15 protein-coding genes are annotated in these 19061 nt (G+C 69.5%); 10 read left to right on the forward strand and 5 right to left on the reverse strand.

Annotated elements, in window-relative coordinates; all coding sequences use genetic code 11:
* Positions 1-421: 421 nt before the first annotated feature.
* The gene (locus tag POL67_RS24835) at positions 422-787 is read right to left on the reverse strand and encodes a hypothetical protein (protein ID WP_271921242.1); all 366 of its coding nucleotides are present in this window, start codon (positions 785-787) and stop codon (positions 422-424) included.
* Between the two features lie 403 nt (positions 788-1190).
* Here POL67_RS24835 and POL67_RS24840 point away from each other — a divergent pair, with 403 nt between their 5' ends.
* Positions 1191-2723: an RtcB family protein gene (locus POL67_RS24840; RefSeq protein WP_271921244.1), complete on the forward strand. Its 1533-nt coding sequence runs from the start codon at positions 1191-1193 to the stop codon at positions 2721-2723.
* A gap of 96 nt (positions 2724-2819) precedes the next feature.
* Positions 2820-4538 (forward strand): serine/threonine-protein kinase, encoded by a 1719-nt coding sequence (locus tag POL67_RS24845; protein WP_271921247.1) that lies wholly within the window; start codon positions 2820-2822, stop codon positions 4536-4538.
* Here POL67_RS24845 and POL67_RS24850 read toward each other — a convergent pair.
* The gene (locus tag POL67_RS24850; RefSeq protein ID WP_271921249.1) at positions 4535-5428 is read right to left on the reverse strand and encodes a hypothetical protein; all 894 of its coding nucleotides are present in this window, start codon (positions 5426-5428) and stop codon (positions 4535-4537) included. The two genes, POL67_RS24845 and POL67_RS24850, sit on opposite strands and share 4 nt — an antisense overlap.
* Positions 5429-6034: 606 nt before the next feature.
* Positions 6035-6262, reverse strand: a complete 228-nt coding sequence (locus POL67_RS24855) for a hypothetical protein (protein ID WP_271921251.1) — start codon at positions 6260-6262, stop codon at positions 6035-6037.
* Between the two features lie 299 nt (positions 6263-6561).
* On the opposite strand from POL67_RS24855, the gene POL67_RS24860 reads away from it, so the two are divergent.
* From POL67_RS24860 to POL67_RS24895, 8 genes are all read left to right on the forward strand, one after another.
* Entirely contained in the window at positions 6562-7323 is a 762-nt protein-coding gene (locus POL67_RS24860; RefSeq protein WP_271921253.1) for a hypothetical protein, read from the forward strand.
* Between the two features lie 78 nt (positions 7324-7401).
* Entirely contained in the window at positions 7402-9282 is a 1881-nt protein-coding gene (locus POL67_RS24865; protein WP_271921255.1) for a 4-alpha-glucanotransferase, read from the forward strand.
* Between the two features lie 180 nt (positions 9283-9462).
* Complete coding sequence (locus POL67_RS24870) at positions 9463-10782, forward strand: serine/threonine-protein kinase (RefSeq protein ID WP_271921257.1); 1320 nt, start codon at positions 9463-9465, stop codon at positions 10780-10782.
* Between the two features lie 13 nt (positions 10783-10795).
* Complete coding sequence (locus tag POL67_RS24875) at positions 10796-11566, forward strand: tetratricopeptide repeat protein (RefSeq protein WP_271921259.1); 771 nt, start codon at positions 10796-10798, stop codon at positions 11564-11566.
* 9 nt (positions 11567-11575) lie between these two features.
* Entirely contained in the window at positions 11576-12304 is a 729-nt protein-coding gene (locus POL67_RS24880) for a hypothetical protein (RefSeq protein ID WP_271921262.1), read from the forward strand.
* Position 12305: 1 nt separating this feature from the next.
* A complete protein-coding gene (locus POL67_RS24885; RefSeq protein ID WP_271921264.1) occupies positions 12306-14342 on the forward strand; it encodes a type VI secretion system Vgr family protein in 2037 nt (678 codons plus the stop codon).
* Positions 14343-14358: 16 nt separating this feature from the next.
* Positions 14359-14697, forward strand: coding sequence for a PAAR domain-containing protein (locus tag POL67_RS24890; protein WP_271921267.1), 339 nt, complete (start codon positions 14359-14361; stop codon positions 14695-14697).
* On the forward strand, positions 14679-15524 hold the full coding sequence (locus POL67_RS24895) for a DUF4123 domain-containing protein (RefSeq protein WP_271921269.1): 846 nt from the start codon (positions 14679-14681) through the stop codon (positions 15522-15524). Before POL67_RS24890 ends, POL67_RS24895 begins: the two co-directional genes overlap by 19 nt.
* A gap of 716 nt (positions 15525-16240) precedes the next feature.
* On the opposite strand, the gene POL67_RS24900 is transcribed toward POL67_RS24895, so the two are convergent.
* Positions 16241-16978, reverse strand: coding sequence for a papain-like cysteine protease family protein (locus tag POL67_RS24900; RefSeq protein ID WP_271921271.1), 738 nt, complete (start codon positions 16976-16978; stop codon positions 16241-16243).
* A 6-nt stretch (positions 16979-16984) separates the two neighbouring features.
* On the reverse strand, positions 16985-19051 hold the full coding sequence (locus POL67_RS24905) for a DUF2169 family type VI secretion system accessory protein (RefSeq protein ID WP_271921273.1): 2067 nt from the start codon (positions 19049-19051) through the stop codon (positions 16985-16987).
* Positions 19052-19061 lie beyond the last annotated feature (10 nt).

A 19061-nucleotide genomic window follows, 5' to 3' on the forward strand; every position in this document is an offset into this window, starting at 1 on the left:
CTTTAAGCCGCGTCGTTCGCCGTGTCAACAACCTTCATCCGAGGGCCGAGAATATTTTCACATTCTCGGGACCGGCGACCTCTCCGAGGACGACGCCTTGCGGCGCCTTTGTCTCTCGGCGAGGGGCGGCTCTTTAAGCCGCGTCGTTCGCCGTGTCAACAACCTTCATCCGAGGGCCGAGAATATTTTCACATTCTCGGGTCTGCGGACCTCTCCGAAGACGACGCCTTGCGGCGCCTGTTTCTCTCGGCGAGGGGCGGCTCTTTAAGCCGCGTCGTTCGCCGTGTCAACAATCGATCGTCCGAGGGCCGAGAATATTTCACATCCTGTGGGCCCGGGGACCCTCCCCGAGGACGGCACCTCGTGGCGCCCTCTCTTCTTCTCTCGACGAGGGGGCAACCTAACCGCCTCCGTCGAAGCGTCAACCGCCCGACGATCCGGATCCACGTGGCTTGCTCTCTTCATGTCGCGGCAGCACGCCCTTCGGCGCCGGCTCGGGGGCGCGCTCCGAGGCCTCGTCCGCCGACCCGAGCCCCTGCTCCACGTTCTGCTTCGCGCTCGCCGCGCTGGCGGATCCAGCGCCCGAGGTTGCTGGCTCCGTCGAGAAGCCCACGCCCCCGCGGCCCGACTCTTCATAGGAGCCGCCGCCGAGCGAACCAGGCGAGCGCATCTCCGCGTCGGGCGGGTGCGGGGTGCCGAATGGGTAAATTCCCTTCGATTGATCGACCTCGTCCGTGCGGCCTTTCCCCTGCGTGAGAGGATTGTTCGTTTCGTCGTCGCGCACCATCTCGTCCTCCACCGTGCACACAGGGTGCACCCGGCCTGCGCATCGCTGCGCGCCCGGGGGGGCAACGTGCATTCGATATGCCGGCACCGGAATGCACGCGAGCTCTACCTTGACAAATGGAGAGCGCTCGCATATCGTGGCCGCGGCTGCTGCGAAGTGCGCTTTCCTCGGGCGCGCTTCGGAGTTCAGACGAACCGGGGAAGGATCGCGGGTCGGCGACGGAACGCTGGCGTGCGAGCGTGCGGAGACGTGTGTCCTCTGAATGAGGATGCGCTCCCGCGCTCGGCGCCGCGGCGACGTACGACCTGCGCGATAGGGTTCGTTCGTTCGCAAGGCGCCCGCACGGCAGAACGTGCGCGCGTCTGGGAAAGCAGCCATGGGCAATCTCAGGTTGGATGCGGTCGTGCGCCGGCAAGACAGCGCGCTCGCCCGCATCGAAAGTCGTTTTGGTGTTCCGATCACGCTCATCGCGCGGCCCGATGTCTCCGTCGAGGCAGAGGGCATCGCGGAGCTCCTCGAATTCGTTTCGATCCAGGACACGCTCCTCTCCCTCTGGGAAGAAGAGCGCAAAGGCCGCATCACGCCCTTCTGGGGGGATGGGCCAGGCAGCCTCGCGGCTGTCGTGCTCACGCCCGATTTCCACAAAGGATCCGGCATCCCCGTGGGCACCGTGGCCGACGCGCGGGGGTTCGTCGTCCCGCGCGCCGTGGGCAATGACGTCTGCTGCGGCATGCGGCTCGTGGTCACCGACGTGACCCAGGACGAGCTCTTGCCGCACATGGCCGCCTTGAAGAAGCGCCTGCGGGCGATCTTTTTTCAGGGCCAGCGCAACATCCCCATGTCTCCCCGCCAGCGCGAGGCGCTCCTCCGGGACGGGTTATGGGGGCTCACCGAGACCGTGGCCGACAACCAGGGCACGGGGATCTGGCGGTATTACGACCCCGCCCGGGAGATGCGTGATCTCGAGCGGGTCCATTTCAACGGCGCCCTGCCCACCGACGACACGTTCGCGTTCGCGAGCTTCATCCGCGCCTCGGGCAAGACCGACGGCCGGGACATCCAGATCGGCTCCGTCGGCGGCGGCAACCATTTCGTCGAACTGCAGCGCGTCGACGAGGTCGTCGACGGCCACGCGGCGCACGCGTTCGGCCTCGCACGCGGGGCCGTGACGATCATGGCGCATTCGGGCTCCGTCGGGCTCGGGCACGTGGTGGGCGGCCATTTCATGGCCCGCGCCCACGAGCTCTACCCGAAAGGCCTGCCCCACCCGGCGCACGGCTTTTACGTGATGCCGACGTGGGGGCCGCTCGCCGCGGAGGCGGCCGCGTACCTGTCCGCCATGCGCAACGCGGCGAACTTCGCCTTTGGAAACCGCCTCTTCCTCGTGCTGATGGCGGCACGCGCGATGAGCGAGGTCCTCGGGCGAACGGTGGAGACGCGGCTCGTCTACGATGCGCCGCACAACCTCATCTGGGAGCCGGAGGGCAAGGCAGGGCGCTTCCTCCATCGCAAAGGCGCGACGCCCGCGCCGGGGCCCGATCCGTTCGACAGCCCCTTCCAGTACACCGGGCATCCGGTGATCATCCCGGGCTCGATGGGCGACGCGAGCTGGGTGCTCGCGGGGCTCGGGAACGAGGCGCTGCTCGCGAGCGCCTGCCACGGCGCGGGCCGCAGCCTGACGCGCGGGCAGGCGAGCCACGTGAGCGACGCGGTGTACCGGGCCTCGACGGGCAAGCTCGAGGTGGTGACCCCGATCGATCCGGATGCGCCGTCCTTGCGCGGGCGGCGTGACATCCTGGAGAAGTACCACCGCCGGATGAAGGAGGAGGCGCCGTATGCGTACAAGGCCATCACGCCGGTCGTGCGATCCGTCGAGGAGGCCTCCGTGGCGCGGCGTGTCGTGCGTCTCGCGCCGATTGCGACGGTGAAAGGATGAGCCCCGTACGGCGCACGCCCGGAGCGGGATTCCTGCCCCGACCGCTCAGTTTGTTGGCCCGCGTGGGCGGCCTTCGTAGCATGCGAAGGGCGCGATATGGGAAACGAAGCTGTCCAGAGCCAGGTCGCGGTGGGCGAGATCCTCGCCGGGAAGTATCGCGTCGAGCGTACCCTCGGCATGGGCGGCATGGGCGTCGTCGTCGCCGTCACGCACCTCGAGCTCCGGGACGAGCGGGCCATCAAGCTGGTCCGCTCGGAGCTCACGCACCCGCAGATCATCGAGCGTTTCCTGCGCGAGGCGCGCGTCGTCGTGAAGCTCCGGAGCGAGCACGTCGCCCAGGTCTACGACATCGGCCGGCTCCCGACGGGCGCCCCGTTCATGGTCATGGAGCTGCTCCACGGCGACGACCTCTCGGCGCTGCTCAAGAAACGGGGCACACTGCCGGTTCACGAAGCCGTCCTCTACGTCATGCAGGCCTGCGACGCGCTCGCCGAGGCCCACGGGCGCGGGATCGTCCACCGTGATCTCAAGCCGGCGAACCTGTTCCTCACGCACCGCGAGGACGGCTCGCCCTGCATCAAAGTCCTCGACTTCGGCGTCTCCAAGCACGTGCCCGAGGAGGGCGAGGCGGCCGAGCTGGAGATGACGAGCAACGGCGACATCATGGGCTCGCCGCTGTACATGGCGCCCGAGCAGATGCGCGCGGCCCGCGAAGTCGACGCGCGGGCCGACATCTGGGCCCTCGGCGCCATCCTGTACAAGCTCGTCACGGGGCGCGCGCCGTTCCAGCGGGCCACGACGCCCGAGATCTGCATGGCCGTCCTCGGCAGCGAGATGGCGCCGCTGCCGTCGTCGCTCCACGGCGGGATCCCGTCCGGGCTCGAAGCCGTCATCATGCGGTGCCTCAGCAAGGACGTCGATTCGCGCTTCCCGCGCGCCCTCGACCTCAAGGCCGCGCTCTCGCCCTACAGCGAGCGCCGCGAAGGCTGGGCCGAGGACGAGCGGACCTCGCTCGTCGACGATCCGCGCTCGTCGACGCGGGGCTCGAACAGCTCGCGCCCGATCCCCAAGAACATCGACGCCATTCTGCTCGGCTGCATCGGCAAGGACGCGGGCCGCCGCGCCGCGCGGGCGAAGGGGCGAAGGAACGTCTCGGATCCGTTCCTCAAGAAGCGGGACGAGGCCGCCGAGCCGAAGGCGCTCGCCGCCGCGCCGGCCGAGCCGCCCGTCGACATGCCCCGCGATCCCGAGTTCTCCTGCGCAGGCGGCGGCACCGTCCCGATGGGGAGCACCGATCTTCGCAAGGCCCGCGAGATGGACTGCGGTCGGCCGCCCCAGGGCTCGCAACCCACCATGCCCGCGCCCCCGCCCGACCCGGCCGGGGTGCTCGGCGCGATGAACCTCGACGAGACGATCGACGAGGCGACCGCGCTCGCCCCGCCGCGGCTGCCGAGCTTCCCTGCGCCCCCGCCTCCCTCGGTGCGCACGTCGCTCCCGAGCTTCCGCGTGCCGAGCGCCGGTGAGCCCATCGGAAACAGCATGGCGCCCTGGGACTACGCGCCGGCCACGTCCGCGCCTCGTGGCGCGAAACCGGTGGCGTTTTTGGCGAGCGCGACGACGGCCGTGTTCATCGTCGTCGCGCTCATCATGGCCTTCACCACGGGGGGCGAAAAGAACGTCGCGGAAGGCGCGGTGCGCGGCGCGGACATGCGCCCCGCGGCGGGCGGCATGCCCGCGCCCGAGGAGTCTGTGATCGAGCTGGAGGCCGAGGCCGACGCGTCCGCGACGACCGACGAGGCAGACCCGATGCCCTAGGGCGCGCAGTACGCGACGGTCCTGCCGCCGAGCATCGCCGTCTCGCACCCGCTGAAGCCCTGCGCCTTGCAGTCGACCTTCGCGGGCGTCCCCAGGTTGCAGAACGCGACCATGCCGCCCTCGCACGCCTCGGCCGCCCCGAGATCGCAGCTCGGCTCGACGAACCCGCACGCCGCGCCCCCGGCGAACGCGCCGCTTTGCACGAAGCCGCAGCTCTGGCCCTCGGGGTCCAGCGCGGCGCAGTCACGACGGCCGATCTTGCCGCCCGCGCACGTCTCGAGCACGTCGCCGTTACACGCCTGCGAGAAGAAGGTGCAATCCTCGCCCTTTCCAATGCAGCCGAGGTCGTTGCGTTGAGGATCGAAGCCGCAGGTCTCCCCGGCGATCGTGATCCTCTCCTCCTTCTCCTGCCCGTTGATGTGCACCATGTTGTACTGCGTGCGGCAATCGATCCGCTGGAGGAACCCATCCGCGCCGCATTGGACGAGCACGTCCGGATCATCAGCGGCGCAGGTCGTCTTCGTCGTGCCGAATGTGCAGGGCTCAGCGCCGCAGCCAGCCCAGTGGCCCTTGTTGCAGGAGAGCCCCGCAGCCGCGCAGTCCATCGCGGCGGTCGGCTTGCCCTCGGGATCGCAGAGCACCCACGTCTGGCCCTCGCAGATGCCATCGGCGGGGTTCGCCGCGCACGCAGCCGAGAAGGTGTCCTTGGGCGGCGTGCACGCGCGGACAGCCGCGCAATCCTTCGCGGCGAGCTTGCATTCCATGCTCGCGATCTCGAAGCGGAGCTGGCCCGTGGCCGCCCAGTTCCAGGGCTCGTCGAGGACGTGGCCGAGGCAGGCCTGCATGCCGAGCGGCTCGCCGCCCTCGGCCTCACAAGCATTGATGCGCAAGCAGTCAGCGACACGGGCGTCGAGCGCAGGCGGCGAAGGAGGAGGGGCCGGCGTCGCGGGGTCGTCCCCGCTACACGAAAGCAAAAGCGCAACCAGGGGAAGCCAAGCAGAACGGATCGTTGGGAAGAGCATCCGCGCTCTCTAGCGCGTCAACCGTTCCGTGCCGAGCGGCAGCACAGGATCGTCACACCGCCATTTTCGTGGCGTCGCGCCGGGGCGCTGCCCCGGACCCCGCGGGGGCTATCCGCCCCTCGACCCGGACCAGGCACGGCCTGGACCGAGGCTGGAAGAACTGCGCGGTGCGCAGTTCTTCCAACGGGCCGGTGGCAAGACCATGGAGGCGGGTGTCAAGCGGGCGACGGGCACGTTGCCCGTTGAACCTGCAACGCTGCGGCCTTGGTTGGCAGGATCGTCGCCAGTCTTGACCTGGCCTGTTCGATGAACTGCGCACCGCGCAGTTCATCGACCCCGCGTCCAGCGCTTGCGCTGGTCCGGGTCCAGGGGCGGATAGCCCCGGTGGGGCCTGGGGCAAAGCCCCAGCTCTGCGCCTTCGGAGAGGGGGGTAAGGAAGCGTCAAGGAAGCGTTGAAGGGCGAGGTCTGTCCGATTAGAACCTACGCCCGGGCCGCCCGCGATCTTCGAGCAGCCGCGCCGAATCTGGCGCATCCGAGGGCGCCATCACGCGCGACGTCCGCGCGCCTTCCGGCGCAGAAGCTCCGTTCGTCTCGACGATCCACGAGGCGAGCGCGAGCAGGACGACACCGACGAGTACGATTGCAGCGACGATCGCCGTCGCCATCGGCATACGAATTCGAACGCCATCGACATGATTCATCTCGAGCGTCACGAACACCTCCGCGAAAGGGACGGACCCGAAACGGGCGGCCCGCGGCGCTCTCTGCGCCGATCTTCGAGCCCCCCTCGATGTCCGTCCGATGGTCACCGCCGCTCGAAAAGAGCGGCACGGTCATCGTCCGTCGACCGGCGCACACTTTATCGCAAGGGGCCTCGAAATGGAGGGAAATCGGGGGGCCGTTGGGACATTGAATGTCCACCTGAGGGGCGCTCTCGGGCGGCCCGACGTCAGGACGCGAGGTCTTGTCCCCCCGCCTCTCCGCGCCTACACACCCACCGATGCGCCGCCGCCTCTCCCCCGAAGAACAATTCACCCAGGCTGCGCACGTCCGCGAGCTCGTGGATGTCCTCTGCGCGTTCCTCGAAGGGCGGAAGGATCGCGCGGAGATCGCGCGCTGGATGGGCACGGGGTGGCGAGACGAGGGGACGAGGGGGCGGGTGTTCCACGATCACCCCGGCGCGCACGAAGTGTTCTCGTCCCTCGAAGATATCGAGCAACGCTACGGCGACGATTTTCTGGTGCGTCGCGAGGACGTGGCTGTCTACGTCGAGTGGCTGACCACGCGGGGCGAGCGCGACGTCATCGCCCCGCGTCCGCTCGCCTGCGTCTTTCGTTCGATCGACACGCTCGCGACGGAGATGCGTGGGACCACGGTTCGGTTCTTCCTCGAAGGGCTCGGCTGGCTCGACCATGCGCGCTTCGTCTCGGCGGCCACGGGGCGCGGGTTCTGGGCGGTGGCGCCTTTCGAACGCGCGGGCTGCACGGAGATTCGCGTGGCCCGCGGGACGGATCCCACCGAGGCGGCGCAGGATCTCGTGGAATCCCTGGCGCTGGACACGCCGGAGGTCGAATGGATGGAACCGCAAATCGACCACGCGCAGTTGCCGCGCTGGTCGCTCTGGCGCCAGGACGACAATGGGCAGCGTTACGAAATGTCCACGTTCCTCTCGTATTCGCGGGCTGTGCGCGCGTGCGCCGCGTTCGACGCCCGCGGACACAAGCAGATGTACTGGGTTCGCCGGCAAGGACAGGGGGATTGAAGGCCCGCGCGCGCCGGCCGGCCCCATCCATTCTGCCCGCGTGACGCCGGCCTGCCGTGCGGTACGCTCCGCGCCCACATGACCACACGCGCCGAGGAACGTGAGCTCACCCGCGAGGCCCTGCGCCTCCTCGACGTCGATCGCCTTGCGCTCGCCCTCCACGACCCGAGCTTCCCCGCCGATCCCGATGAGGACATCGGCCGTGGATCGCCGTACGGCCGCGGCGCGGCTCGATTCTTCCGTTTCGCCCGGGACCTCGGCTTCAGCGCGATTCTCCTCGGCCCGCAAGGTGATCTCTCCGCCGACAACGCCTCGCCGTACGATGGCGCTTGCTTTTCGCGGGCCACCGTCTCCATCGCGCTCGCGCCGCTCGCCCAGGATCCCGCCTGGGGGGGCCTCCTCCGCCCGGAAACGCTCGCGTCCCTCGTCGCCGATCGCCCCCTCGGCCCGGCTGGCCGCGCGCACCACCGCTACGCCTCCGCGGCCGTGCGCCGCGCGCTCGACGAGGCGTTTGTGGTGTTCCAGGAAAACCGTCGGCGCGGCACCTTACCGCCCGCGCTCGCCTCGTTCGCCGAGCGACTCGAACCGTGGCGCGCGCGGAACATCGGCTGGATCGAGCGGGACGCGCTGTACGAGCGCCTCGCGAGGGAACACGGCAGCGGCCATTTCAAGGACTGGCCCGCCCTGGACGCGCGCCTCTTCGCACCCGCGCCCGGCGACGAGGCCGTGGCGGCTGCGCGCCTCGCAGCCCTTCGGTCACGCTCCACGGAAACCATCGAGGCCCACGCGTTCCGCCAGCTCCTCGCGCGAGAGCAACACGCGGCCTTGCGCATGGAGCTCCATTCGCTCGACCTCGTCCTCTACGGCGACCTCGCCATTGGCCTCGCCCCGCAGGATGAATGGTCGAACCTCGCGATCCTCCTCTCGGGCTACCGCATGGGCGCGCCGCCGAGCCGCACGAACCCCGAGGGACAGCCGTGGGGCTATCCCGTCCTCGACCCCGCCGCGTGGTCCGGCGACGCGCGCGATTTCCTCCGCGCTCGCATGACGGCCATGTTCGAGGCCTACGACGGCGTGCGCATCGATCATCCGCACGGCCTCGTCGACCCCTGGGTGTACGACGCCGCTGCGGAAGACCCGCTCGCGGCCGTCCAGCGCGGCGCGCGCCTCCGCTCCTCGCCGGACCTTTCCGATCACCCACGCCTCGCTGCGTTTGCCATTCCGCGACCCTCGCAGATCGATCGTGACCTCCCTCGATACGCCGACGGCTGGGCGCGGGCGCTCGACGCGGCCCAGGGGGATGCGTACGGAAACCTCTTCGACGCGTTGGTCGAAGCCGCGCAGGCGAGGGGACACGCCACCGACACGTTGTTTTGCGAGGTCTTGAGCACGCTGCCCGCGCCGGTCGCGGCGGTGCTCGCGCGGCATGGGCTCGGGCGGTTCCGCGTCACGCAAAAGGCGAACCTCGACGACCCGGGCGACGTCTACCGCAGCGAAAATGCCGAGCCTGCCGACTGGATCATGATGGGCACGCACGACACGCCGTCGATGTGGGAGCTCGCGGCGTCGTGGCGGGCCGAGGGAAAACTCGCGGCGCAGGCCGTGTACCTCGCGCGGCGGCTCGGCGCGCCGGCGCTGGAGGCCGACGTCCTGCGCGCGCCGGGCCTGCTGGTCGCGGCGAAACTCGCCGACGCTCTGGCCAGCCGTGCCCGGAGCGCGATGATCTTCTTCGCGGACCTGTTCGGGTTGCAGGAGCGGTACAACGTGCCTGGCACGATCCGCGACGACAACTGGTCGCTGCGCGTGCCCGAGGGCTGGGAGACGGGCTACTTCGAGGCGCGACGCCGGGGCGAGGCGCTCGATCTGCGGCGGGCGCTCGCGCTCGCGCTTCGGGCGCGGGCGGCCGGGGCGACGGGCGACCTCGACACGCTGGCGGCGCGGCTCTCGGCCTTGCCATGAACGGCGCCTGAGCTCGGAACCGACGTCCCGCACGTGTCAGGTCGGACGCCTGCTCGGGAGGGCGGGCTGTCACGCCCTCAGCGCCCCATTTCGCAGCAGGAACATAAGGTGGAATGAGCTTGCCGGCTCCCTCTCGGATCGTACCCTGTCGCGGATTGCCGGGCGGGAGGGGGCATTGCCTTGAACAGCGGGGACATCATCGCCTCGAGATACGTCCTCGAGCGCCCGCTGGCGAAAGGCGGGATGGGGGCGGTGTGGGTGGCGCGGCACGTCGAGCTCGATGTGCGCGTCGCCCTCAAGGTCATGGCGCCCGAGCACGCCGATACCTTCTTCGCGCGTGACAGATTTCAACGCGAAGCGAGGGCCTGCGCGCAGATCCAACACCCGCACGTCGTGGCCGTTCACGATTATGGCGTCGCGGACGATGTGCCGTTCCTCGTGATGGAGCTGCTCCAGGGCGAGGACCTGCAAAGTTGCCTCACGCGGGAGGGGCGCCTCTCGCTCCCCGCCGCCATTGCCGTGACCTTGCCCGTCTGCAAAGGGCTCCGGCGCGCCCACGAGCTCGGGATCATTCACCGGGACATCAAGCCGAGCAACGTGTTCCTCGCGCGCCAAGGCGAGGACGTGGTCGTGAAGATCCTCGATTTTGGCGTCGCGAGGATCACGCACGATCTGTCCGGCCAGACCACGCACACGGGGGTCTTGCTCGGATCCCCGAGCTACATGAGCCCCGAACAGGCCCGCGGACGGCGCGTGGATGCGCGCAGCGATCTCTGGTCGCTCGCCGTCGTCCTCTACGAATGCCTGACCGGTCGGACGCCGTTTGGTTCTCAGGCGCTCGGCGAGCTGCTCCTCGAGCTTTGCACCGAGCCGATCCCGCCGCCCACGACGCTCATGCCCGATCTCCCGGCCGTCGTGGATCCTTTTTTCGCGCGGGCGCTCGCGCGAAACCCGGACGAGAGATTCCAGAACGCGGAGGCCTTCGCCGAGGCCCTCACTTTGCTCCGCTCCGGGATGCCGAACCTCACGCTCGGGCCGTCCAGCGGAATGGAGCGAGATCCCGCGGCGCCCGAGGTGTCCCTGTCCCAGACGCCGCCGCCCGCGTACACGCCCACGGCGCCCGGCGTCGCCACCACGATAGGCAGGAGCCGCCCGCGGGCCGCCAAGCTCGCGCTCGGAATCGTCGTCCCGGTCGTCCTCGGCCTCGGCGCGCTCGCCGCGTATCGTTTGTCGTCGCCCGAGGCGCCGCTCGAACCGGTGGTGGCGGCGCCGGCGGAGCCTCTCGCGACACCTCCGCCCGAAATCCCCGCGCCCACGCCGAGCGCGTCCGTGACGGTCGCGCCTCCGGAGACGATCACGCTTCCGCATGCGGCGCCCTCCGCCGTGCCGTCGCCGGACGCGCCCCGGACGTCGCGCAGGGCCCCCGCGCCCCGCGCGACGTCGAAGCGCCCTTCGCCCGCGCCGCCCGTGCCCACGCGCGACCCGACCTTCGGCTTTTGAATCGGGAGATTGCATGCGCCTTCGTTGGCTCGTTCCCTTCGTCCCCGCCCTTTTCCTCACGCTCGTGCCCCCGGCCCGCGCCGCGGACCCACGGCCTTCGAGCGCTCCGGACAAACGCGCCCTCGCCCTCGAACATGCGCACCAGGGGCTCGACGCGTACCGCGCTGGTCGTTTCGAGGAGGCCTACGAGCATTTCCGCGAGGCCCAGGCGCTTTTCCCCGCGCCCACCTTGCTCGTGCACATGGCGCGTTGCCAGCGCAGGCTCGGCAACGTCGTCGAGGCGAAGGCGCTTTATGGAGAGGTGCTCGCGCAGCGCTTGCCCGACAACGCGCCGCCCCCGTTCGTGGAGGCGCACCACAATGCCGAGAGCGAGCTCGCCGAGATGCAGGCCAAGCTCGCCACGGACGAGACAACCGCCGTGCGCCCCGCGCCCGTGCCATTCCAGGGATCCATCCTCCCCGGCGCCATTGCGCTGGGAGCGTCCGCGATGGGCCTCGGGGTCGGGGTCGTGACCGGAGCGATGTCCATGGTGAAGGTGTCCGACCTTCGCAGCCGATGCCAGGGCGACCATTGCGCCCCGGCCGATCGCACCACGGCCGATCAGGCCCGGACCCTCGGCACGGTCTCCACCGCGGCCTTCGTCGTGGGCGGCGTCGCGGCGGCGGCCGGCGTGCTTTTGATCGTCCTCCGTCCGGCGGGCAAGGCGCGCGCCACCATGGGCGCCGTGAAGGATCCCCGCGTGTCCGTGGGGATCGGCCGGGCGGATTTCGAGTTTCGTTATTGAGGAACGTCCATGCACGTGTTTTCAACGGCAGAGGCGCGCCGGGGCCTCGGCGCTCTCCTCGGGGTGATCGGGCTCCAGGGAGCGCTCGGGTGCAATACGATCACAGGGGTCGACGCGTTGTCATTCGATCCGTGCGCGACGGGCTTTTCGGACCTGACCGTGACGGAAGAGCACGGCAGCGACGGGGGGAGCGCGTTCCACGACGCATGCCCGGAGGGCGAGGTGCTCGTGGGCCTGCGGGGCGGCGTCAATGGTCTGGTCCTCTCCGGGATCAGCGGCATTTGCGGGGCGGTGCGGCTCTCGGAGACGTCCCCGGTCGAGATCACCGTCACGCCCGGCGAGGCCATGCCGACCGTGCGGGGGGTGATGTCCTCGGAGGAAGCGGAATCGCGGCTTTGCCCCCCGAACGAAATGGTCGTCGGGTTCGGCGGGAGCACCTTCCTGTACGATTCCAACAATCCCCGGCCGATTTTCTGGCGCGTCTCGCTCGTCTGCGCGCCCCTTGTCGTGGAGAGCCTGTCCGGAGCGCCGTCGCTCTCGCTCGGAGAGACGACGAGCACGCCCTCCCTGGGTGGCGCGGACGACAAGGGCGACACCTTCGACCCCATTTATTGTCCCGAGAACCAGGTCGCGCGGGCGATCCAGGGGCGCTCGGGATTGCTCGTCGATGCGCTGGGCCTCGGCTGCGCGGAGCTCTCGCTCGTGTGTCCGTGGGCCCCGACCGCCTCGGAGGAGTGATATGCGCGGCTTACGCTTGATCTTCGAATCGTTCCAGCCGAAATCCCCGCGGGAGGAGCTGTCCGTGCGCACGTTTTCGGTGCGCGAGGCGATCTCCGAGCCGTTCGAGGTCTCGATCCTGGCGCGCTCCCACGACGCCAGCATCGATCTCGAAGCCATCGTGGGCAAACCGGCCGCCTTCCTCATGGACCGCGGCGAGCATTTTTCCATCGGTCAGGCCCGGCGTCGCTGGGAGGGCATCTGCACGCACATCGAGCAGATCCGCGTCGAGGATTCGGAGACCGGCGAATCCACCTACACACTGACCATCCTGCCCAAGGTGTGGTTGCTCGGGCAACGGCTCGGCTACCGGGTGTTTCAGCACCTCTCCATCCCGGACATCGTGGACAAGCTGCTCGGGGAATGGAAAATCCAGCACAAGTGGGCCATCGATCGGGGCGCGTATCCGCGGCTCGAATACCGGGTCCAGCACGGGGAGAGCGAGCTCGCGTTCCTGTCGCGCCTGCTGGAGGAGGCGGGCATTGCTTATACGTTCCCCGACGAGGACGGCGCTGGCACCATGCTCCAGTTCTCCGACGCGCTCGCCGCGGGCAAGCCGCACCCGCACTCGCCGCTCACGTTCGACGACGCGCCGAACCGCACCGCGCCGAAGGAATACGTGACGGCCGTGCACATGAGCCATCGCGTGCGGCCCGGCGCGTACGTGGTGCGCGACCACGACTTCCGCCGGCCCGATTTTCCGAGCCAGGGCGAGGCCCCGAAGGCGCTCGATCCGGAGCATCGGTACGAGCAGTACCATTACCGTCCGGGCGCGTTGCTCGTCGAGACCACCAAAGGCGCCGGCGCCACGCCCGTGGCCGACGACAAGGGGATGGCGCGGCGCGACGAGGCGTTTGGCGTCACGCGCGCGACGCAGAGCCTGCAGGCGGAGCGCCATGAAAAGCGGGTCGTCACGTATACGACGAACTCGATGATCCTCGCGCCCGGGGTGATTTTCGCGATTCAGGACCACCCGCACCAGGGCCTCGCCCAGCAGCGGCTGCTCGTGACGGAGCTTTGCCTCTCGGGCAGCGTCGTGGCGGAGTGGGAGATGAGCGGACGGGCCGCGTTCGCGGCCGATCCGTACCGGCCGCCGTTGGTGACACCCAAGCCGCGGGCGCTCGGGATGGAGAGCGCGGTGGTGGTGGGGCCGCGGGGCCAGGAGATTCATACCGACGAATTCGGTCGAATCCGCGTGCAGTTTCCCTGGGATCGGGAGGGGAAACACGACGACGACAGCTCGTGCTGGATCCGCGTGAGCCAGGGCTGGGCGGGGACGGGCATGGGATCGATCACGATTCCACGCGTGGGGCAGGAGGTCCTGGTGGGATTCCTCGGCGGCGATCCGGACCAGCCGGTCGTGGTCGGGCGGGTCTTCAATGGGAAAAACCTCGTGCCGCACAAGCTCCCCGAGCACAAGACGCGGAGCACGCTGAAGAGCGCATCGTCGCCCGGCGGGGGCGGCTCGAACGAGCTTCTGTTCGAGGACGCGCGGGGAAAGGAGCTCGTGTACGTGCAAGCGCAGCGCGACCTGCACGCGAGGGTGCTCGGGGACGAGCAGGAGCAGATCCAGGGCGATCATCGGATGCTGGTCGGCAAGCGGCAGGACATCGTGATCAAGGCGGAGAAAAAGGAGCTCGTCGTCGGGCGGAGTGATCTGCACGTGGGCGGGGACGAGCGGCGGCAGGTGGACGGCAAAGCGTCGATCACGGTGGGCGGGAGCCGTCACGAAAAGGTGCAGCGGAGCCACGCCCTGGAGGCCGGACAAGAGATTCACCTCGCGGCCGGGACGTCGGTCGTGATCGAGGGCGCGCTGGATCTCACGCTGAAGGGGCCCGGGGGGTTCATTCGAATCGATCCGAGCGGAGTGTCCATCGTGGGCAACCTGGTGCGAATCAACAGCGGGGGCGCGCCCGGCGCAGGGAGCGGGGCACGCCCGGACGCCCCCGAAGACGCCATCGAGGCCGTAGCGGAGCTGCCCGGCGCGGGCGCGCCATGAATCGAGGAGGGGGACGATGCCGCCGGCAGCGCGTTTGACCGATCTGCACGTATGTCCTGTCATGCCCACCGGGGGGCCCATCCTCCCGCCCTGTGAGCCGCGGGTGCTCATCGGGTACATGCCCGCGGCGCGTATGGGCGACGCGGCGATGTGCGCAGGGTCGGATGTGATCGTCGGAGGAGAAAAGACGGTGCTGATCGGGTATCGGCCGGCGGCGCGGCTCGGGGATCCGACCGCGCTCGGAGGGGTGATCACGATAGGCTGTCCGAACGTGCTGATCGGATCGACCGCGCAGGCGCGGACGCTCGAACGCGCGGCGCAGGAGGGGACGCCGTTATGCGAGCCATGCGCGTGATCCTCGAAGTACAATGGGGGAAGCTCGCGTCGCAACGGGCCGTACTCAAGCCCGGCGAATCGCTGCGCGTCGGGCGGACAGAGTTTTCCGATCTCATGATCACCCACGATCGGCAGATGTCAGGGGTGCATTTCGAGGTGTCGTGGGACGGGGCGCGTTGTCTCGTGCGGGACCTCGGGAGCGACACAGGGACCTGGCTCGACGGGCAGGCAGTGCGCGAGGGGGAGGCGCGGAACACGTCGTGGATCCGCGCAGGAGATACGGTCTTCATGGTCTTCTTCGAGAGGGCGACCTCGCACCCGCGCCCAGCGGACGCGCCGGAGGTGGCCTCCATCAAGGAGAAAGCACGCGACGCGCTGCTCGCAGAAACGACGCCGCTGTTCGCACTCCTCGACGGGGCGCGAGATCCGCGAATCCGAGAGCTCCTGCGAGAATCCATCGACGAGCACCGATCGCTCTACGAGGGCGTGCAAGGCGACGCGCTCGGCGAGGTGGCGCCCTATCTCGTACGCCTGTCCCCGGAGAGCGATCTCTTCGAAAAGCTCGTCGACGAAGGATGGGGGCGAAGCTGGGGCGTCTATCTGACGAGCGAGCGTCCACTCCCGGACGTGCGGCGCCATCTACGGCGGCTCTCGATGGTGGACGCAGAAGGCGAGGCAAAGCGGCTCTATTTCCGGTTTCAGGACCCACGGGTGCTCCGGCGATTCCTGGTCATGAGCAACCTGCGCCAGCGAGCAGAAATGTTCGGCGAGATCCTCGAAGCCTTCGTGATGGAGGGAGAGCAAGGGGAAGTCCTCCGCGCCTCCCACGCCCCCGTGGTGCCATGATGGGGCGTGGCGCCGGGGCGCTGCCCCGGACCCCGCGGGGGCTGTCCGCCCCTCGACCCGGACCAGGCACGGCCTGGACCGAAGGTGGAAGAACTGCGCGGTGCGCAGTTCTTCCAACGGGCCGGTGGCAAGACCATGGAGGTGGGTTCCAAGCTGGCGACGGGAGCGCTGCCGGTTGAACCTGCGGCGCTGCGGCCTTGGTTGGCAGGGTCGTCGCTGGTCTTGAACCTGGCTGTTCGATGAACTGCGCGGCGCGCAGTTCATCGTCCTGGGTCCAGCGCCTCGCTGGTCCGGGTCCAGGGGTGGACAACCCCTGGTGGGGCCTGGGGCAACGCCCCAGCGCGGCGCGTCCGGGTCCTCGCCGAATGCCCTGCATCCGCGCAAGATCGCGATCCCTCCCCGCGGATGGCCTCTTGCCGTGCCACAACCCGGTCCCCGTCCGCGCGCCCGCCGACGTTCGGCGTCGTGAGCCGCCGCTCCTCGGGCGCGTCCTTCGTCCTGCGGTGCTGCAGGAGGCCATCCGCGCTCACCCGCACCCGAAAGGCGGCGCTGCAGCTCGAAAACCCCGCCCTGGCGTCGCCGACTTGCGGCGCGGCAAACCTCCCTCCGCGAGGCCGTCTCCTCTTCGACGGCGCCGCCGGTCCCCGAGCGCGCTCTGCGAGCTCCACCCTGCAGCGCCGGAGGGCGCGCCCCAGCTCCGCGCCCCCGCGCTCGCGTCAGACCATGCGCCGACTTGCCCGGTGGGTGCAGCCTTGGCACTGGATTGCGCCGAACAGGCTGTCGCCTGCGGAGCCTCCTGGTGAGTTCAGCTTTGATTCGAGGGTCGACCACGCGACCATCGTGTCGCGGTGGGGGGCGTTTGGGTCGCGGTAATAGACTTGGTTCGTGGCATCGTCCACGCCTGTGATGACGATGGCGTGCACGCCGCCGACGCGGCATTTGGCCTCGATCTTGTAGACGTACCGGTTGTTCGTCAGGGGATCCTGCACGTAATCGTTCTCCAGCGTATCCCCCAGCCGGTAGATCGACGCGTACAAGGGCCCGTGGTCGGCCAGCATTGTGGCGACGAACGAGAGGTCGTAGGCGTGGTTGCCGAGTGGCAGCGGGCGCACGACGTCACGGAAGAACGTGTCGAGGATGTCGAAGCGATGGCTTGACGGGCTGCTCTGGATCTTGGCGCGGGCTTCGCGCAGGAGTGCCCGCTGGTGCCCGTCTGGCTCGCGTTGCATCATTTGCGTCAGTCGGTCGACGACGGCGGGGTTGTCGTAGCGTTTTCGCTCTGCGGCGAGCTGGGTGATGACCTGCCTTGCGAGGTGCAGCGCGCGCCACTCGTGTTCGAGACGCTCGGCGGCTCCGATGAGCTCGTGGAAGCGGAGCATCATCTTGGCTGCGTAATACCAGCACGTGGGCCCCTTCTGCGCTGCGACCGTCGGGATGTCGTAAAGGATCGACATGGGCCGTCACCATCCGTCCGTGGTCGCGATTCGCGTGATCCCCACGCCTCGCAGCGCCACCGGACACGCCGCCTGCGCATCCGCTGCGAGGTGCGCCTCTGCCACCAATCGCGCGGAGAACTTCGCGGACATTGGCAAGACCTCCACGAGCGCCTCCGGGAAGTACACGGGCATTTCGCGTTCTCCCCCCGGGAGCTGCACGACGCCGCGCAAATGCGTCCCTCCGAAGACGGCCTGCCGCTGATAACGACGGTGCTCGAGGAGGACCCGCTCCATCCGCACGGAGACCTCCGCCGGCGACACGACGCGCTTCTTCGCCTGCGCGTACGCGGTCTCGATGGCCGCCCCGAGCTCCCGCGCCGCCACCGGATCCCGAAGCGAATCCGCGGCGCTCAGGTAGTCACGCGCGGCCGCGACCGCCTCCTTCGAGCGATCGTCCCCGCCCGCGAGCGGCGCTACCACCGCCACGAGCGCCTGCAGCGATTCGATCTCGTCGAACAGAAGGGAAACATCTCCCTCGACGAGGACGAGTGGCGCGACGAACCGGCCGTCCTTGCGAATGGCGCCCCGCACTGCCGCTCGGATTGCCTCCTCGCCCAGCGCTGCTCCGTGCGCGAGGACCTCGAATACCTCGCGCCGCTCTTCCACGTCGGCGGGCTCGAAGCCGAGCTCCGGATCGTCGATGTCGGGATCGAGGGGTTCGTCCGCGAGCGCCTCCAGGATCGCCCGCCACGCGGGTTGCTTGCGGATGCGCGGCAAGCTCCGCGGATCAAACCACAACAAATCGAAGACCCGTGCGGGCACGGGCCGCTGGGTTTGCGCGGGGGTCGCCATCTGCATCTCGGGCACCGGTTCGAGATCGGCTGCGGCATTCGAGGCGAAGAGCGCGCTCGGCGGGGTGAGGGGCAACCGAGGAGGGACGGGCGGCGGCGCAACGGGCGAAGGCGGCGGCGCAACGGGCGAGGGCGGCGGGGCCGCGACTTCGGGCTGCTGCGCGGACAGGAATCCCGTGCGGAAGGGGAGCGCGGGCCGCGGCGGAGGCGCTTCCTGCACGTCGGGCGGGAGGGCCAGCGTCGAGGTGGGGAGCGGCCCGCGTTTGCCCGAGGAGGGCGGCGGGCCTGCCGCGCGCCACGGCGGGTCGAACCAGGCGAGCGGCTCGCCCGCCACTTCCACGCCGGCCACGACGCGCAATGCTTCGAGGGCACGTTCGTGCGGGAGTTTGATCCAGCGCCGGCAAACCACCGTGCACTGCTGCTCGTCGCCGTCGATGCGCAGCGTATCCAGGCAGAGGTCCATGGGCTGGCCGTCCGGGATCCCAAAGGCCGCGAGGCCATGCAACCGCGCGAGTCCGCGCAGGCCGGGCAATCGCGTCACGAGCCGGGGCAGGGTAGGGTGGAGGCCTTCGAGGACGATGTGCTCGTCGCCCCGGAGAAGTTCGATCTGCTGGTCGAGGGGCGCGGCCTGGAAATAGGCGCCGTCGAAGCCCGGCGGGATCTCGGCGATCCGGCCTTCGAGCGCGCTCCGTGGCGTCGCCCCGAGCAAACGCTTGCGCGCGGGCCAGGCGCGCGCGATGGGCCCGAAGCCCGCGGGGCGCCGCGGATCGCCCGGGGTCAAGATCGTCGGTTCGCCCTCGTCGAATCTCGCGCCCGTCCCGAGGGGGTTGTCCGAGACATCCGAACCGCCATACGCGCGCTCGTAGACGATGGGGATCCGCTGGACGCCCCGTGAATCCTTCAGGAGGAGCGTCTTGTCGAGCAGCACGCGCTCGCCCGCGTGGACCTGGAGCCGCGCGGCCGTTGCATGGCCGTGCCCCGTGAAGAGGACGTCGGCGCGCGCCAGGTAGGGGACGAGATCACTCGTGAAACGCACGCTGCGCGCGGGGTTTTCGCCGTGGTGGACTTCGTCCCGCAGGAGGGGCTGAGGCGGGACGCGCGGCATGGGCGCGTCGGGCGCGAAGGCGAAGGTCGCCTTGGTAATCACGGTGGCGTGCAAGACGCCGCCCGTACGAAATGCAACGACACCCGCCTCGGCGCCCGGGAGGGGCGAAATGGCGGCCACCCCATCAACAAGCATGAACGAGCGT

Origin of the sequence: Polyangium mundeleinium, from assembly GCF_028369105.1 — a bacterium.
Taxonomy (GTDB): domain Bacteria; phylum Myxococcota_A; class Polyangia; order Polyangiales; family Polyangiaceae; genus Polyangium; species Polyangium mundeleinium.